Origin of the sequence: Mesorhizobium sp. M1A.F.Ca.IN.020.06.1.1 (assembly GCF_004023265.1) — a bacterium.
Taxonomy (GTDB): domain Bacteria; phylum Pseudomonadota; class Alphaproteobacteria; order Rhizobiales; family Rhizobiaceae; genus Mesorhizobium.
The window spans coordinates 1-569 of the sequence record NZ_RZSR01001698.1 but is presented as its reverse complement, the minus strand read 5'-3'; the positions used below and the strand labels follow the sequence as shown (position 1 = coordinate 569).

Sequence of the window (569 nt, the reverse complement as noted above, 5' to 3'; positions counted from 1 at the left end):
CGTCGGCGCCGAGCAGTTCGACGCCGACGGCTGGTTCGACACCGGCGACGTCGCCCATATCGACGCCAGCGGCTATATGCAGATCACCGACCGCGCCAAGGATGTCATCAAATCGGGCGGCGAGTGGATCTCCACCATCGATCTCGAGAACCTGGCTGTCGGGCATCCCGATGTAGCGGAGGCGGCGGCCATCGGCGTGCCGCACTCCAAATGGGGCGAGCGCCCTCTGCTGGTGGTCGTGTGCAAGCCGGGCAAGGAGCCGAGCAAGAGCGATATCCTGACCTTCATGAGCGGCAAGGTGGCCAAGTGGTGGATGCCCGACGACGTCGCCTTCGTCGGCGAGATTCCCCACACGGCGACGGGCAAGATCCAGAAGACCACCTTGCGCCAGCAATTCAAGGAGTATCGGCTGCCGACGGATTGAGGATTGTTAATCTTTCGGCTTCAAGGCTGGCGCAAAAAGCTCTAAGTCTCGATGCGGACTGGGGTAATGCGGCAGACGATGGCTACAATTCCTGAACGGCAGACGTCGAGGGCGGCCGGCTGGTCGCGGCGGATCGGGGCATTCT

1 pseudogene is annotated in these 569 nt (G+C 62.7%); it reads left to right on the top strand.

Annotation, left to right across the window (positions count from 1 at the left end):
- Positions 1 to 424 (top strand): annotated as a pseudogene (locus EOA60_RS36425) (AMP-binding protein); the annotation flags it as partial.
- Between the last annotated feature and the right edge of the window lie 145 nt (positions 425 to 569).